This window comes from Salinimicrobium oceani, from assembly GCF_012037645.1.
The window spans coordinates 1-317 of record NZ_JAAVJR010001385.1; the positions used below are offsets into that span (position 1 = coordinate 1).

1 protein-coding gene is annotated in these 317 nt (G+C 41.3%); it reads right to left on the reverse strand.

What is annotated here, in order from left to right; genetic code table 11:
- On the reverse strand, positions 1-317 hold a 317-nt coding region (locus HC175_RS22315; RefSeq protein WP_235942733.1), incomplete at both ends, for a DUF5929 domain-containing protein.

Here is a 317-nt window from a genome sequence, read left to right on the forward strand (position 1 = left end):
TAGGTAGCCGGCAAATTGAACAGGTCTTTTTCTTCGGCGGGAGTGAGTTTAAGCCCGTTCTTCAGCTTATTCATGAGTGCCTGATTGGCATTATAGATATGGAACAGCGTCTTCTTTTCATATTGCGGAGGCTCGAAAAGCACATTGGTCTTGATCTCATAAGTGGCGTTGTCTTTAAAAAAGATCTTCACTTCCTCAAGAGGATAATACCTGAACCTGTCATTCACCCCCAGTCTTACATACTCCAAAATGCTAAAAAGATCTTCGGAAATTTCTATGCTCACTTCATCAAGTTCAGAATAAAAGAGCTTCACCTG